This is a genomic window from Janthinobacterium sp. GW821-FHT03A03 (assembly GCF_059421435.1).
The window spans coordinates 45,600-60,013 of sequence record NZ_JBWKUZ010000012.1; the positions used below are offsets into that span (position 1 = coordinate 45,600).

Consider the following 14,414-nt stretch of genomic DNA (forward strand, 5'->3'; position numbering starts at 1 on the left):
CGGAGTGAACATGATGAACCACACCACGCTGCGCGCGGCCGCCGCGCTGACGATCGCGGCCATGCTGGCCGGCTGCGCCACGGCGCCGATGAATCCGGAGGGCGTACGCCAGGACACGACCTACCCGGGGCCCCCAACGGGCGCGACGGATGACGATCCGTGCAGCGTGGGGGCGACGGCGGCGGCCGGCGCGGCCGTGGGCGCCTTGCTGGGTGCCTTGGTCAGCGGCAAGAATGGCGCGCTGAAGGGCGCGGCCATCGGCGGCGGCCTGGCGGCGGCCGGCTGTCTGGCCATCAATGTCAATTCGCGCCAGACCAAGACGGCGGCGCAGGCGGACCGCGACTACATCCGCACGCGCGGCGCCTTGCCGCGCGAGCCGCAAGTGGTGTCCTACACGCCGCAGCTGAGCGCATCGACCGTCAAGCGCGGCCAGCCGTTCAAGGTCAATTCGGTGGTGGAGCTGGTCAACGGCAGCGCGCAAAGCGTCAACGACGTGCGCGAAGAGCTGGTGGTGCTCGACCCGCAGGGCCAGCCATTCAAGTCCGGTTCCAAATCCCTGGCCAGCAACAACAAATCGGGCGGGCGCTTTGAAAACTCGTTCGAGCTGACCTTGCCGGCCGGCGTGTCGCAGGGCGTGTACGGCGTCAAGACGAATCTGTACGTGAACGGCAAGCTGGCCGCCACGCGCGACTTGCGCACGCAGCTGGTGATGCTGGACGACAATAGCGTCGCGGCGCGGCTGGCGCAGCGTTAAGAGCCGACGGCAAGCTGTTCCAGCAGCCACTGCCGGAACACCCGGATGCGGCCGTCTTCTGCGCCCGCGTCCGGCCACACCAGGTGATAGGCATGGCCGGCCGCCACCGGAATGCCGATATCGAACAGGCGCAGCAAGCGGCCCTGTGCCACTTCCTGCTGGATCATGGCCAGCTCCAGCAGGCCGACGGCGCCGCCGTCAAGGACGGCCTGCAGCACGTGGGCAGAATCGCGAAAGCCCACGCAGCGGCTGGCGTCGAAGCCGGCCACGCCGGCCGCCGCCATCCACATGGCCCAGTTCGGCCACACCATATTATCTATCTGGCAATCCACCTGGCATAGCGTCTGGCCCACGAGGTCGCGCGGCTGCCGCAGGCTGGCGCCGCCCGCCAGCAGGGCGGGACTGCAGACGGGCACCACTTGCGTATCGAACAGGCGCACGGCATGTGTGCCCGCATAGGCGCCGGCGCCGAAGCGGATGGCGATATCGACTTCGTCCGTATCGAAATCGCGCACGTCGTCGCTGATATCGAAGGTCAGGGCCACGTCGGGATGGGCGGCGCGCCAGTTCGCCAGCCTGGGCAGCAGCCAGTGGGTGGCAAAGCGGGGTCCAAGCGACAGGCGCAGCGGCGCGCCGCCGCGGTTCAGGCGCTGCGCGCGCGCCACGGCGTGGCGCAGGGTGGCCAGCGCATCGGCGGCCGCGTCGAACAGCAAACGCCCGGCCGGCGTCAGCGCCATGCTGCGGCTATTGCGCGCGAACAGCTGCAATCCCAGCTGCTCTTCCATTTCCTTGACCTGGTAGCTGACGGCGGCCGGCGTCAAGCCCAGCTCCTGCGCCGCGTGCGTGAAATTCAGGTGGCGTGCCGCCGCCTCATAGGTGCGCAGGGCACGGGTGCCGGGGAGCATGCGTTGCATAGATCTTCAAGGAAAATTGAATGGTGAAGTAAAAACTCCTCGTTTTTCAAGGCGCTGGCGATTGCCGATAATGTTTTTCCTTGATGATACACGTGGAGAAAACATATGTCCCTGGCCCAATTGAACGGCCACCGCGCCAGCAGCGCCGAGCTTGCGCCGCTGGCCTTTGCCGGCTACGCCCATTTCACGGCCATGCAGGTGCGCGGCGGCAAGGTACGCGGCCTCGACCTGCACCTGGCGCGCCTGCGCCACGCCTGCTTGGCGCTGTTTGGCCAGGCCATGCCCGACGCGGCACTGCTGGCGCAGCTGCGCACGGCGCTGCAGCACAGTCCGGCAGATTGTTCGCTGACGGCGACCCTGTCCTGTCCCGCGGGCGAATTCGCCGTGGCGGCCGCGCCCGCCATGCCGCAGTTGCTGGTGCGTACAGGCCCGCCGTCGGATGGCCCGCCGGGGCCGCTGCGGCTGCTGGCCGTCGAACATGAACGCATGTTGCCTTCGATTAAACATGTGGGAGAAATCGCCAAGACGTATTACTTGCGCGAGGCGGCCCGGCAAGGGCTGGATGACGCCGTTTTTCTCGATCGTGAAGGCCGGCTCAGCGAAGGGACGATCTGGAACCTGGCGTTCTGGGATGGACAGGCCGTCGTGTGGCCCGTGGCCGCCATGTTGGCGGGCACGACGATGTCCATCGTGCGCCGCCAGCTGGAGCGGTTGGGCCTGCCGCAGCGCGAGCAGGAAATGCGCCTGGCCGACGTGGCTGGCATGGGCGGCGCCGTCGTCATGAATTCCTGGACGCCCGGCGTGCCCGTCACGCGTATCGGCGCCATCGATCTGCCGTCCGCGCCGGCGTTCCTGGCCCTGTTGCGCCGGGCCTACGAGGCGGAAGCCTTGCTGCTGCCGTAGCTTACGCGCCGCCCTGGTACCCATGCTGGCGCCACGCCTCGTAGACAACGACAGCCACCGTATTCGATAAATTCAAGCTGCGGTTGTCCGGGCGCATGGGCAGGCGGATGCGCTGTTCGGCGGGGAAGCCGTCGCGCAGGGCGGGGTCGAGGCCTTTCGTTTCCGAGCCGAACACGAACACGTCGCCCGGCAGGAAGGCCACGTCGCCGAACGGGCGCGAGCCGCGCGTGGTCATGGCGAACATGCGGGCCGGGTCGGGCTGGGTGTCGGCCAGGAACGCCGCCCAGTTCTTGTGCACCTTCATCCTGGCGTAATCGTGGTAATCGAGGCCGGCGCGCTTCATCTTGGCGTCGTCGAGGGGAAAGCCCAGCGGTTCGACCAGGTGCAGCTGCGCGCCCGTGTTGGCGCACAGGCGGATGACGTTGCCCGTATTGGGCGGGATTTCAGGTTCTACCAAAACAACGTGAAACAAAATGCTCTCCTTGGGTCTATCTGTATCTAATATGTCGCTACTCTAATGCGGCGGCGTGCGCGCCGCCACCAATATGCTGACCCTTGCCGCCCCTGCGCCCTTGCAGGCGGCCGCCAGGGCGTTGACGGTGTGGCCGCTGCTCATCACGTCGTCGACGATGCCGACATGGCATCCTTGTAATACATCCGCAGTTTCCGGAGCGATGGCAAACGCGTGCGCCAGGTTGGCTTGCCGCTCGCGCGGCGGCACGCCGCTTTGCGCCCGCGTTTCGCGCACGCGCAGCGCCAGGCGCGGCTGCAAAGGGACGTCCAGCAGGCGCGCCAGCGGCCGGGCGATTTCCAGCGCCTGGTTGTAGCCCCGCTCGGCCAGCCGGGCCGGACCCAGCGGCACGGGACACAGCAGTTGCGGCATTGTCCATGCAGGTTGTTGCTGAATGGCAACATACAGCAGTTGCGCCAGCAGGGGCGCCAGTGCCAGGCGCGCGCCGAATTTCAGCTGCAGCAGCAACTGGTCGACGGGCGCCGCATAGTCGAACGCCGTGACCGTGGCGTCATACGCGGGCCGGTGGCGCAAGCAGCGCCCGCACAGCTGCGCCATCTCGATGTCGGCGAGCGGATTGGCGCACTGGCGGCAGCGGCACCGTGCTTGTCCCAGGTATTGGGCGCGGCAGGGCGCGCACAGCGCTTGCGGGCAGCCGCTGCCGCACAGCGCGCATTGCGCCGGCAGCACCGCGGCGCCCAGCCACAGCTGCAGCGCCTGCCATGCGGCCTCAAGGCGGGGCAGGGCGGCCGTCCGCATCGCGATGGCGTCGTTCCATGTACACTGCCGACATTATCTCACCTCACCCGATTTCACATGCCAGTTCCCACCAGTCCGCCCAAAATGAGTGCGCCCATCGATGCGGTGCAAGTACGCGATTTCTTTTCCCGTCCGGCGCGCATCGCGCCGTCGGATTTCCTGCGCCGCGAAGTGTCGGCACGCATGCACGAGCGCCTGGAACTGGTGAAAATCACGCCCTTGCGCGTGCTCGATGCCGGTTGCGGCCCCGGCGCGGACCTGGCGCAGCTGCACAAGGATTATCCCGCAGCGCAGATCATCGGTCTCGATGCAGCGCAAGCGATGATGCAGGCGGCGCGCGCGCCCGCGTCGAAGCTGGCCGGCCTGAACCAGTTCCTGAGCAAGCTCTTGCCGGCGAAGACGGGCGTGGATTTATTGTGCGGCGACCTGGGCGACCTGCCGCTGGCCGCCAGCAGCGTCGACCTGGTCTGGTCCAACCTGGCGCTGCACTGGCACGCCCAGCCCGACCGCGTGTTTGCGGAATGGCGGCGCGCGCTGCGCCTCGACGGCTTGCTGATGTTTTCCTGCTTCGGCCCCGACACCTTCCGCGAAGTGCGCGACGCGTTTGCCGAGGCGGACCTGTATCCGCACGCCTTCCCCTTCGTCGACATGCACGACTTTGGCGACATGCTGGTCGAGGCGGGCTTTTCCACGCCCGTGCTGGACATGGAAATCATCACCGTCACCTACGACACGGCGGAAAAGCTGCTGGCCGACGTGCGCGCCTTCGGCGGCAACCCGCTGACCACGCGGCGGCGCGGTCTGATGGGCAAGGCGGCCTGGCAGCGCATGCTGGCTGCGCTGGAAAAGATGCGCCGTCCCGACGGCAAGCTGGGCCTGAGTTTCGAGATCATTTATGGCCACGCCTTCCGCCCCGCGCCGCGCGTGACGCGCAATGGCGAGGCCATCATCCGTTTCGATCTGCCGCGCAAGCCGAAATGACAGCATAAAGAAACCGACACTCGGTTGCCATCCGCGCTTTGATGTACAACAAGCGTTGCAAAGCGCGCGGCGGCCGGGAGAAGGGCGCGCACAAAGCCGATTATTGCTTGATGGATTCAAGTTTACTTGATTATAATCGTTGATTGTTTGTCAGCTTGTTAAGTAGAAAAAACAAGGGCTGCATACAAAATAAATAAAACAAAGCGAGACTTATTCGAAGTTACTGCATTAGTATAGTAACCATCTTCCATGCATGGCCATATCAGGGCGTGGAAGAAAAACAGGATTCCAGCATGGTTGTTCGTCTGCGTTTTGCTGTGGACGGCCAGCATGGAATTCGCTGGTGCTTGACGCGCATGGCCGGGATTTGGCCGTGTTGCTTTCATGGAGGAGCGGCAGCGGTCCAGTACGGAGAAATCCGCAGCCGTTTAAAATATCTTTATTTTTGGGTGGTTGGGGAAAACATGACACATGCAAAGCGACTTCAATCGTTGCTGCTCGGGCTGTCTTTGACAGCGTTTGGCATCGGGCGATGGGCCACGGCGGCACCGGCTGCCGGCACCTATCCCGGCACCGGCGGTCCCGTGCCGTTTGAAATGAATCTGCAGCCGCCGGCGACACAGATCGCCCATGAAATCTACGATTTGCACACCTGGATGATGATCATCTGCCTAGTGATCTTCGTGGCCGTGTTCGGCGTCATGTTCTATTCCATCTTCAAGCACCGCAAGTCCCTGGGCCACAAGCCGGCCACCTTCCACGAAAGCACCACCGTCGAGATCGCCTGGACCGTCGTGCCTTTCCTGATCGTCATCGGCATGGCCCTGCCTGCCACGCGCACCGTGGTCGGCATGAAGGACACCTCGAACGCCGACATCACCATCAAGGCCACCGGCATGCAGTGGAAATGGGGCTATGATTACCTGAAAGGCGAGGGCGAAGGCATTTCCTTCCTCTCCAACCTGGCCACGCCGCGCGCGCAAGTGGGGGCGCCGGGCGCGCCGCCGACGGAAAAACGCGGTGAAAACTACCTGATCGAAGTCGACAACGAAGTCGTGGTGCCGGTCAACAAGAAGATCCGCATGGTGCTGACGGCCAACGACGTCATCCACGCCTGGTCCGTGCCCGCCTTCGGCGTGAAGCAGGATGCGATTCCCGGCTTCGTGCGCGACACCTGGTTCAAGTCCGACCACGTCGGCACCTTCCGCGGCAATTGCGCCGAGCTGTGCGGCAAGGAACACGCGTTCATGCCCATCGTCGTCAAAGTGGTGTCGAACGACGATTACAAGGCCTGGGTTGATAAAAAACAAAAGGAAATGGCCGCACTGGCTGATGATCCCAACAAGACCTGGACCATCGACGAGTTGAAGGTCAAGGGCGAGAAAGTGTATGCGGCCAACTGCGTGGTCTGTCACCAGGCGACGGGCAAGGGCGTGCCGGGTGCGTTTGCAGCGCTGGACGGCTCTGCCGTGGTGAACGGTCCGAAGGCGGAACAGATTCATGTCTTGCTGAACGGGCAAAAGAGCGGCAAGTTCCCGGCTGAAATGCCAGCGTGGAAACAGCTGTCCGACACGGAAATCGCCGCAGTGATCACTTACACGCGCAATTCCTGGTCGAACAAGGCCGAAGAGAACATCGTTCAACCAGCCGAAGTCGTGGCTGCACGCAAGTAATTAGGAGCCGCATATGAGTACTAGCACGAGCACCTTGGACCACGCCGGTCACGACCACGACCACGCCCACGACCACCCGACAGGCTGGCGCCGCTGGCTGTTTGCCACCAACCACAAGGATATCGGCACCTTGTACTTGTGGTTCTCGTTCATCATGCTGCTGTCGGGCGGCGTACTGGCCCTGATGATACGCACGGAACTGTTTCATCCCGGCCTGCAATTTTTTCACCCAGAATTTTTCAACCAGCTGACCACCATGCACGGCCTGGTGATGGTCTTCGGCGCCATCATGCCGGCCTTCGTCGGCTACGCCAACTGGATGATCCCGCTGCAGGTGGGCGCGTCGGACATGGCGTTCGCCCGCATGAACAACTTTTCGTTCTGGCTGCTGCCGCCGGCCGCCATCCTGCTGGCCACGTCCTTCCTCGTGCCCGGTGGCGCCACGGCCGCCGGCTGGACCCTGTATGCGCCGCTGTCGACGCAGATGGGCCCCGGCATGGACATGGCCATTTTCGCCATGCACCTGATGGGCGCCTCGTCCATCATGGGCTCGATCAACATCATCGTCACCATCCTCAACATGCGCGCGCCCGGCATGACCCTGATGAAAATGCCGATGTTCTGCTGGACCTGGCTCATTACCGCGTATCTGTTGATCGCCGTCATGCCGGTGCTCGCTGGCGCGATTACCATGACCCTGACGGACCGCCATTTCGGCACGTCCTTCTTTAATGCGGCAGGCGGCGGCGACCCCGTCATGTACCAGCACATCTTCTGGTTCTTCGGCCACCCCGAGGTCTACATCATGATCTTGCCGGCCTTCGGCATCGTCTCGCAGATCCTGCCCGCGTTTGCCCGCAAGCCCCTGTTCGGCTATGCGTCGATGGTCTACGCCACGGCGTCGATCGCGATTCTGTCCTTCATCGTCTGGGCGCACCACATGTTTACTACCGGCATGCCGGTGACGAGCCAGCTGTTCTTCATGTACGCGACCATGCTGATCGCCGTGCCCACGGGCGTGAAAGTGTTCAACTGGATCGCCACCATGTGGAAGGGTTCGATGACGTTCGAGACGCCGATGCTGTTCTCGGTAGGCTTCATCTTCGTCTTCACCATGGGCGGTTTTACCGGCCTGATCCTGGCCGTCACGCCGATCGACATCCAGCTGCAGGACACGTATTACGTGGTGGCGCATTTCCACTACGTGCTGGTGGCCGGTTCGCTGTTCGCCCTGTTCGCCGGCTTCTACTACTGGTCGCCGAAATGGACGGGCCATATGTACAACGAGACGCGCGGCAAAATCCACTTCTGGCTGTCGCTGATCACGTTCAACGTGACCTTCTTCCCCATGCACTTCCTGGGCCTGGCCGGCATGCCGCGCCGCTACGCCGATTATCCGGCGCAGTTCACGGACTTCAATATGGTCGCCTCGATCGGCGCCTTCGGTTTCGGCCTGATGCAGGTGTACTTCCTGTTCTTCGTGGTCTTGCCGACCATCCGCGGCGGCAAGGCTGCCCCGGCAAAACCATGGGAAGGCGCGGAAGGCCTGGAATGGACCGTGCCGAGCCCGGCGCCGTTCCACACGTTTGAAACGCCGCCCACCGTCAAATAATGTCAGTGTCACGGGCCGGCGTGTTGCGCGGCCCGCCTTGAATAAAGTAGCTGCCATGACCGAAGTGAAAACTGAGCGTAAAAAACCGAACAACCTGCGTACCGGACTGATATTGGCGGCCCTGGCGGCCTTCTTCTTCCTGTCCGTGTTCGCCAAGCGGTTGTGGCTGTCGTGACGACGCCCGTGCAACAGGAAACGCGCGGCCTGAACCGCAAGATGCTGGGCAAGCTGATCGTCATTGCCGTGCTGATGTTCGGCTTTGGCTATGCCCTGATTCCCGTCTACAAGCAGATCTGCGAAGTGATGGGCATCAACGTGCTGACGCAGAAGGATGGCACGGTCGCCTACGACAACAATACGCAGGTCGACACGACGCGCAGCATCACCGTCGAATTCGACGGCAATGCCCAGGGGCCGTGGCGCTTCCGCCCCACCGTGTCGAGCATGCAAGTTCATCCGGGCGAACTGGTGACCGTCATGTACGAAGTGGTCAATACGCAAAACCGCGTCGTCAATGCGCAAGCCATCCCCAGCTACGCGCCGCAGAGCGCCACGCCGCACTTCAAGAAAGTCGAGTGTTTCTGCTTCAAGCAGCAGACCCTGAAGGCGCATGAGGCGCGGCAGATGCCGGTGGTGTTCTTCCTCGATCCGGCCCTGCCGAAAGAGGTGAAAACCATTACCCTGTCGTACACGTTTTTCGAGATTGCCGGTCTGAGCCAGGCTCAGGCGCCGGCCGTCCAATAGGAGAGTGCCATGAGCGAGCCGCAAGCATCCAAAGCGCAGAAAGCGTCGTTCCTGTATTCGCTGCGGGCCGTCGTGTGGTCGTTTACGGGCTTGCGCCGCAAGAGCGATTTCGATACGGATTCGGCCAGGCTCAATCCCGTGCACATCGTCATCGCGGGATTGCTGGTGGTGGCTTGCCTGATCGGCGTGCTCCTGGCCGTCGTTAAATTCGCTGTCTCATGATTTTTTGCTGCATCTATATCTATAACGTATAAAAACCACCCTACAAGTTTTTGAGGAGATGATGATGAGTTCCAACCACGCCGCCGCACCTTATTATTTCGTGCCCGGGCCCTCGCGCTGGCCCCTGCTGGGCGGCGCCAGCCTGCTGCTGACCATGATAGGCGCCTCGGCCTGGGTCAACGACGTGTCGTGGGGACCGTATCTGAACTTCATCGGCATCGCCGGCATCCTGCTGGTGCTGTATTTCTGGTTCGGCGACGCCATCGGCGAATCGGAAAAAGGCTTGTACAGCGAGCGCATCGATCATTCCTTCCGCTGGAGCATGAGCTGGTTCATCTTTTCGGAAGTCATGTTCTTCGCCGCCTTCTTCGGTGCCCTGTTCTATGCGCGCAGCATCTCGATGCCGTGGCTGGCCGACCTCGACCACAAGTTCATCTGGCCCGACTTCGCCGCCCACTGGGGTAATACGGGCCCGGCCGGCACGGTGCAGGAATTCACCACCATGACGCCGTTCTGGATTCCGACCATCAATACGGCCCTGCTGCTGATGTCGGGCGTCACCCTGACGATCTCGCACCACGCGCTGCGCGCCGGCCACCGCGCCATGACGGCCCTGTTCCTGTTTGCCACCATCGTGCTGGGCGCCATCTTCATGGGCTTCCAGGTCTACGAATACATCCACGCCTACAGCGAACTGAACTTGAAATTGACGTCCGGCATCTACGGCGCCACCTTCTTCATGCTGACGGGCTTCCACGGCTTCCACGTGACCCTGGGCGCCATCATGCTGTCCGTCATCCTGTACCGCGTGCTGAAAGGCCACTTCACGCCCGAGCACCACTTCGGCTTCGAAGGCGCCGCCTGGTACTGGCACTTTGTCGACGTCGTCTGGCTGGGCCTGTACGTGGTCGTGTATTGGTTATAATGGCGGGGCAGGGCGCGCGCTTGACGCGTGCGCCTGCACCATAAAAAAAGCCGTACCGGGACATCCTGGGTACGGCTTTTTTCTTAGCGTAAAGAATTTGCCAATCAGACAAGAAGAGGCTTAATGTATGCCCGTGGGCTGGATATAGCCCAGATGATGCGCCAGCAGGATCAGCAAAAACAGGGTGATGGACAGCCCCACGCGCAGGGCCAGCGCCTGCACGGTGCGGTTGCTCTTGCCCTTGTCGCGCATGAGGAAGAACAGGGCCGAGCCCAGGCTGCCCAGGATCAGGATGAAGGCGATGGCAACGAGGATTTTCATGGATGGTAGCGCCAGGCTTGAGGAGGTTTCATTGTAATGCGTATCCGCTTCCATTTTAGATGGATTCCATTTGTTGTAATGTTGCTACTCGTTGCCCTCGGCGTCTCTCTGGCGCAATGGCAGCAGCGCCGTGCCGATGAAAAAATCGCCCGCGCCGCCCGGCTGGAAGCGGGCAACCAGGCCGCGCCCCTGGCCCTGGGCGCCGCGCCCTTGTCGGCCGCCGAGGCGCAAGCGATCGAATACCGCCGCGTTACCGTCACGGGCCGCTTCGTGCCCGCCTGGACCGTGTACCTGGACAATCGCCCCTACCAGGGCCAGGCCGGTTTCCACGTGCTCACGCCATTTCAAATTGACGGTTCCCCCATGCACGTGCTGGTGGCGCAGGGCTGGTTGCCGCGCAACAATGCCGAGCGCACGCGCATCCCCGATTACGCCACGCCGGCCGGCACGGTGACGATCACCGGCATCGCGCGCCTGAACGCGGGCCACGTGATGGAACTGGGCACGGCGCCGCCGCTGGCGCCGCACGCCATCGTGCAAAATGCCGATATCGCCCAGCTGGCGCAGGCCAGCGGGCTGGCCTTGCAGCCCCTCGTCATCGAACAAACGGCCGACGGAGCGATGGCGACGTCCGGCCAGCTTCCCGTGCGCGACTGGCCGGCGCCCGACCTGGGCGCCGACAAGCACCGCGGCTATGCCTTCCAGTGGTATGCACTGGCGCTGATGGCCTTTTTATTTTTTGTCTTTACAGGATTTCGACGTGCAAACAAACAACCCTGAAACAATGCAAGACAGTGGCGATAAACAGGCCCAGAACAGCGGACGCTGGAAACTGCTGGCCGTGGTGGCCGTGTGCGCCTTTCCCATCATCGCCTCGTATTTCACGTATTACATCATCAAGCCCACGGGCCGCAACAATTACGGCGCCCTGATCGACCCCCGTTTGCACCCGATTCCCGAGGCGCAGCTGCACGTCACGGAACTCGATGGCAAGGCCTCGCCGCTGGCCCGGTTCAAGGGCAAGTGGGTGATGCTGCAAACGGGCCCGTCCGACTGCCAGGAAGCGTGCAAGAAGCAGCTGTTTGCCATGCAGCAGCTGCGTTTGATGCAGGGCAAGGAACGCGAGCGCATCGAGCGCGTCTGGCTGGTGACGGACGAGCAGCCGCTCGACACCCTCGTGATGCGCGAATTCGACGGCACCAACATGCTGCGCGTCAATAGCGACGCCCTGAAGGCGTGGCTGCCCGTGGAAGCGGGCGGCAAGGCGGACGACCATCTGTACCTGATCGATCCGCTGGGCAACCTGATGATGCGCTTCCCGAAAGACGCGGACCCGAGCAAGGTCAAGAAAGACATCGCCAAGCTGCTCAAAGCTTCGGCGATCGGTTGAGGAGTCTGCATGCCGACGATGCATCTCTCCGCGCTGGCCCAGCTGGGTTTGACGGGCTTGCTGGTGGCGCTGTTGCCGCTGACCATGGTGTGGGTGTCCGCGGACGCCAATAAATACCGCAAGCTCGTATGGATCGCCGTCTTTTTGACGGTCGACCTGATCATGTTTGGCGGCTTTACGCGCCTGTCCGATTCCGGCCTGGGCTGCCCTGACTGGCCCGGTTGTTATGGCTCTGCCAATCCTTTCCTGGCGCACGAGCATATCGTGGCGGCGGAAACCCTGATGCCGACAGGGCCCGTGACGGTAGTGAAAGCGTGGATCGAGATGACGCACCGCTACCTGGCCATGGCCATCGGCGTGCTGATCGTGGCGATGATGGTGCAGGCGTGGCGCCAGTGGCGCAAGAGCAAACGGCAAGAGTTCGCCCCGGCGCTGCCGACGGCGCTGTTCCTGTTCGTCTGCCTGCAGGGCGCGTTCGGCGCCTGGACCGTCACCTTGAAGCTGCAGCCCGTGATCGTCACCATTCACTTGCTGCTGGGCATGGGCTTGCTGGCCATGCTGACGTGGCTGGGCGGGCGCCAGGACCATGCCGTCAAACCCTTGCTGCGCGCCGATGCGGACGCTGCCGCGCTGCGCCCCGTGCGCGCGCTGGCCGTGCTGTCGCTCGTGCTGCTGACCGTGCAGATCGCGCTGGGCGGCTGGGTGAGCACCAACTACGCCACCCTGGCCTGCACGGATTTCCCCCTGTGCGGCGGGAAAGTCATACCGGAAATGGATTTCGAGCATGGCTTCCACCTGTGGCGCGAGCTGGGCAAGACGGCCGCCGGCCACTATCTGCCGTTTTCCGCGTTGACGGCCATCCACTGGGTGCACCGCAATTTCGCCTTCGTCGTGCTGGCCGGCGTCGGCTATACGGTGCTGCGCGCGTGGAAACTGCCATCGCTGCGCGGCACGGCGCGCTGGATCGCCGCGGTGCTGGCCCTGCAGGCGGCCACGGGCCTGGCGACGATTTACCTGAACTGGCCGCTGTCGATTGCCGTCCTGCATAACGGCGGGGCGGCGCTGCTCGTGTTGCTGCTGACCATGTTAAACTACAAGGCTAAATTCCAACTCGATGTTGCGCGGACATCCGCCTCCGCCTTCGCGACAGTGCCCCCGGCACCAGCCAGTTCTTCCCGTACCGCATAAATGACTACTCAGACACTCAGCCGTAAACCTACCCCCCGCATCGCCCAGTATTGGGCGCTGACCAAGCCCCGCGTGACGCAGCTGGCCGTGTTTTGCGCCGTCATCGGCATGTTCCTGGCCAGCGAGGAGTTGCCTGACTGGCGTGCGGTGGTGTTCGGCACCATCGGCATCTGGCTGCTGGCCGGCGCCGCGTTTGCCGTCAATTGCCTGGCCGAGCGCGAAATCGATGCGCGCATGGCCCGCACGGCGCGCCGTCCCATGGCCATGGGTGACATTTCCGTCAAGCAAACGGTCGTATTCGCGCTGGTGATCGGCGGCCTGGGCATGGCGATTTTGTATCACCTCGTCAATCCGCTGACCATGTGGCTGACCTTTGTCACCTTTGTCGGCTATGCCTTGATCTACACCATGGTGCTGAAACCGGCCACGCCGCAAAATATCGTCATCGGCGGCCTGTCCGGCGCCATGCCGCCCGCGCTGGGCTGGGCCGCCGTCGCCAACGACGTGCCCATGCAGGCGTGGCTGCTGGTCCTGATCATCTTTGTCTGGACGCCGCCGCACTTCTGGGCGCTGGCCATGTACCGGCGCGACGATTACGCGCGCTCGGGCTTGCCCATGCTGCCCGTCACGCACGGCATGCAATTTACGCAATTCCACGTCTGGCTGTACTCGATCGCGCTGGCCGCCACCACCTTGCTGCCGTACGCCGTGCGCATGAGCGGCCTGATCTACCTGGTGTCGGCCGTGCTGCTCAATGCCGGCTTCCTGTACTACGCGTGGAAGATGTACCGCCACTACACGGACTTGATCGCGCGCAAAGCGTTTACTTTTTCCATCATCTACCTGGCATTGCTGTTCGCGGCCTTGCTGGTCGACCATTACATTCCCATCGGATCATGAAAAAATACCTGACCCTGTTGTTGGCGGCCGCGCTGGCCGTCGTGCTGGCCGGCTGCGGCAAGCCTGCCGCATCGAAGCTGGAATTCAAGAATACGGATGTGACGGGCCTGGGCTACGCGCGCGAGTTCGCGCTGACGGACCACACGGGCCAGCCGCGCACCCTGGCCGACTACAAGGGCAAGCTGGTGCTGATGTTCTTCGGCTACACGCAATGTCCGGACGTCTGCCCCACCACCATGGCCGACATGGCCCAGGTAATGAAGGAAATGGGCCCGCAGGCGGACCAGGTGCAGGTGCTGTTCGTCACGGTCGACCCCGAGCGCGACACGCAAGCCCTGCTGGCGCAGTACGTGCCGGCGTTCGACAAGCGCTTCGTCGGGCTGTATGGCAGCCTGGAAGCGACGGCCAGGGTGGCCAAGGAGTTCAAGGTGTATTACGCCAAGGTCGAGGGCGAGACGGACAGCAGCTACACGGTCGATCACACGGCCGGCACCTATGTGTTTGACCGCGAAGGCAAGATCCGCCTGTTCGTGCGCCATGGCGAAACCCCGGCCGCCATCGCGCACGATCTTAAACTTCTGCTATCCTGATCCGGTCGCGCCCCCGGGCGCCATCTT

General features: G+C 63.2%; 18 protein-coding genes. 14 read left to right on the forward strand and 4 right to left on the reverse strand.

The genetic code is table 11. The features are described from left to right. The first annotated feature begins 10 nt into the window (after positions 1–10). The gene (locus AC07VI_RS19975) at positions 11–754 is read left to right on the forward strand and encodes a hypothetical protein (protein ID WP_492992525.1); all 744 of its coding nucleotides are present in this window, start codon (positions 11–13) and stop codon (positions 752–754) included. On the opposite strand, the gene AC07VI_RS19980 is transcribed toward AC07VI_RS19975, so the two are convergent. After that, on the reverse strand, positions 751–1,668 hold the full coding sequence (locus tag AC07VI_RS19980) for a LysR substrate-binding domain-containing protein (RefSeq protein WP_086145265.1): 918 nt from the start codon (positions 1,666–1,668) through the stop codon (positions 751–753). The genes AC07VI_RS19975 and AC07VI_RS19980 overlap by 4 nt on opposite strands. 105 nt (positions 1,669–1,773) lie before the next feature. Here AC07VI_RS19980 and AC07VI_RS19985 point away from each other — a divergent pair, with 105 nt between their 5' ends. Then, positions 1,774–2,571: an aminotransferase class IV family protein gene (locus AC07VI_RS19985; protein WP_086145266.1), complete on the forward strand. Its 798-nt coding sequence runs from the start codon at positions 1,774–1,776 to the stop codon at positions 2,569–2,571. Position 2,572: 1 nt separating this feature from the next. Here AC07VI_RS19985 and trmL read toward each other — a convergent pair whose 3' ends face one another. Both trmL and AC07VI_RS19995 read right to left on the reverse strand, forming a co-directional pair. Beyond that, positions 2,573–3,043, reverse strand: a complete 471-nt coding sequence (gene trmL, locus AC07VI_RS19990; RefSeq protein ID WP_086145267.1) for a tRNA (uridine(34)/cytosine(34)/5-carboxymethylaminomethyluridine(34)-2'-O)-methyltransferase TrmL — start codon at positions 3,041–3,043, stop codon at positions 2,573–2,575. Positions 3,044–3,085: 42 nt separating this feature from the next. Beyond that, entirely contained in the window at positions 3,086–3,841 is a 756-nt protein-coding gene (locus tag AC07VI_RS19995; protein ID WP_086145268.1) for a ComFC family protein, read from the reverse strand. 57 nt (positions 3,842–3,898) lie between these two features. Between AC07VI_RS19995 and AC07VI_RS20000 the strand changes: the two genes are divergently transcribed. From AC07VI_RS20000 to AC07VI_RS20030, 7 genes are all read left to right on the forward strand, one after another. Continuing rightward, complete coding sequence (locus AC07VI_RS20000; RefSeq protein WP_494808817.1) at positions 3,899–4,822, forward strand: methyltransferase domain-containing protein; 924 nt, start codon at positions 3,899–3,901, stop codon at positions 4,820–4,822. Positions 4,823–5,286: 464 nt separating this feature from the next. Further along, positions 5,287–6,495 (forward strand): cytochrome c oxidase subunit II, encoded by a 1,209-nt coding sequence (coxB, locus tag AC07VI_RS20005; RefSeq protein ID WP_086145270.1) that lies wholly within the window; start codon positions 5,287–5,289, stop codon positions 6,493–6,495. A 13-nt stretch (positions 6,496–6,508) separates the two neighbouring features. Continuing rightward, on the forward strand, positions 6,509–8,107 hold the full coding sequence (gene ctaD, locus AC07VI_RS20010) for a cytochrome c oxidase subunit I (protein WP_086145271.1): 1,599 nt from the start codon (positions 6,509–6,511) through the stop codon (positions 8,105–8,107). Positions 8,108–8,162: 55 nt separating this feature from the next. Further along, entirely contained in the window at positions 8,163–8,282 is a 120-nt protein-coding gene (locus tag AC07VI_RS20015; protein ID WP_216356331.1) for a cytochrome oxidase small assembly protein, read from the forward strand. Between the two features lie 8 nt (positions 8,283–8,290). Continuing rightward, the gene (locus tag AC07VI_RS20020) at positions 8,291–8,851 is read left to right on the forward strand and encodes a cytochrome c oxidase assembly protein (RefSeq protein WP_301178804.1); all 561 of its coding nucleotides are present in this window, start codon (positions 8,291–8,293) and stop codon (positions 8,849–8,851) included. A 9-nt stretch (positions 8,852–8,860) separates the two neighbouring features. After that, on the forward strand, positions 8,861–9,073 hold the full coding sequence (locus tag AC07VI_RS20025) for a DUF2970 domain-containing protein (RefSeq protein ID WP_492992529.1): 213 nt from the start codon (positions 8,861–8,863) through the stop codon (positions 9,071–9,073). Positions 9,074–9,137: 64 nt separating this feature from the next. Further along, positions 9,138–9,998, forward strand: coding sequence for a cytochrome c oxidase subunit 3 (locus AC07VI_RS20030; protein WP_086145349.1), 861 nt, complete (start codon positions 9,138–9,140; stop codon positions 9,996–9,998). A 120-nt stretch (positions 9,999–10,118) separates the two neighbouring features. Here the strand turns inward: AC07VI_RS20030 and AC07VI_RS20035 are convergent, their stop codons facing one another. After that, positions 10,119–10,319: a twin transmembrane helix small protein gene (locus AC07VI_RS20035; protein ID WP_046683386.1), complete on the reverse strand. Its 201-nt coding sequence runs from the start codon at positions 10,317–10,319 to the stop codon at positions 10,119–10,121. A 36-nt stretch (positions 10,320–10,355) separates the two neighbouring features. Between AC07VI_RS20035 and AC07VI_RS20040 the strand changes: the two genes are divergently transcribed. Genes AC07VI_RS20040 through AC07VI_RS20060 form a run of 5 tightly spaced genes read left to right on the forward strand, consistent with a single transcriptional unit; the run spans position 10,356 to position 14,387 of the window. Then, positions 10,356–11,099, forward strand: a complete 744-nt coding sequence (locus tag AC07VI_RS20040) for an SURF1 family protein (protein ID WP_086145274.1) — start codon at positions 10,356–10,358, stop codon at positions 11,097–11,099. A 4-nt stretch (positions 11,100–11,103) separates the two neighbouring features. Beyond that, positions 11,104–11,709, forward strand: coding sequence for an SCO family protein (locus tag AC07VI_RS20045; RefSeq protein WP_086145275.1), 606 nt, complete (start codon positions 11,104–11,106; stop codon positions 11,707–11,709). An 18-nt stretch (positions 11,710–11,727) separates the two neighbouring features. Continuing rightward, positions 11,728–12,897, forward strand: a complete 1,170-nt coding sequence (locus AC07VI_RS20050; RefSeq protein ID WP_492996254.1) for a COX15/CtaA family protein — start codon at positions 11,728–11,730, stop codon at positions 12,895–12,897. Beyond that, a complete protein-coding gene (gene cyoE / locus AC07VI_RS20055; protein WP_086145276.1) occupies positions 12,898–13,797 on the forward strand; it encodes a heme o synthase in 900 nt (299 codons plus the stop codon). Continuing rightward, positions 13,794–14,387, forward strand: coding sequence for an SCO family protein (locus AC07VI_RS20060; RefSeq protein WP_492992532.1), 594 nt, complete (start codon positions 13,794–13,796; stop codon positions 14,385–14,387). The genes cyoE and AC07VI_RS20060 overlap by 4 nt, the downstream gene beginning before the upstream one ends. Positions 14,388–14,414 lie beyond the last annotated feature (27 nt).